Annotated in this window: 1 protein-coding gene and 1 pseudogene; both read right to left on the reverse strand. The window is 61.9% G+C overall.

All coding sequences use genetic code 11. The annotated features are described in order from the left end of the window. A pseudogene (locus tag DY926_RS13975) lies at positions 1-283 on the reverse strand (hypothetical protein); the annotation flags it as partial. Then, the gene (locus tag DY926_RS18020; protein WP_274541807.1) at positions 280-414 is read right to left on the reverse strand and encodes a hypothetical protein; all 135 of its coding nucleotides are present in this window, start codon (positions 412-414) and stop codon (positions 280-282) included. The pseudogene DY926_RS13975 and the gene DY926_RS18020, both read right to left, overlap by 4 nt. Positions 415-554: the final 140 nt, after the last annotated feature.

Here is a 554-nt window from a genome sequence, read left to right on the forward strand (position 1 = left end):
AGTTACCCCGTGTGGACAGGAGCCTGCCCACCAGACTGCCCATCTGGCTGCCGGGCAGGAACGTCTTCCAGATGTCATCATGGGTAAATGGCTCCATCTGCCACAGACCGAGGGCAGGGCCGCCGCCGTCCTGCACCAGTCTGCGGCAACCGCTTTCGGCCAGCGCTGTACCTGCCAGCAGGTTGACCGCGGCACGGCCGCCCATGCCGATCAGGGTCAGGGTAGGGGCAATCACGCGGGCCTTGAGGTCAGACAGGTTCAGCCCGGCATCACCCGGCATCATGGATGGCCACCGTGCAGGAAATGCGCAAACCAGTCACAGAAAGGCGGATAGGCGAACAGGGCGGCCGCTACAGTGCCGATGATGGTAATCAGCCCCACGATGGCCGTGCCGATTGCCTTCACCGCCTTCATGCCCCCGATCAGTTGCCCCATACACTCCCGCATCTCGGTCGAAAGGGTGCGGACTGTTGATTTTCACTGAGAACTGACCCGGGTTTTTCATCAGGAATTGACCCAGCCAGATGCTATTTCAGGCATAGTCGGGCGGGCGG

This window comes from Komagataeibacter melaceti (assembly GCF_003403295.1).
Classification (GTDB): Bacteria; Pseudomonadota; Alphaproteobacteria; order Acetobacterales; family Acetobacteraceae; genus Komagataeibacter; species Komagataeibacter melaceti.

Excerpts from the sequence above, each read along its gene's own strand:
- DY926_RS18020 (WP_274541807.1), bottom strand. The coding sequence starts at position 414 with ATGAAGGCGGTGAAGGCAATCGGCACGGCCATCGTGGGGCTGATTACC.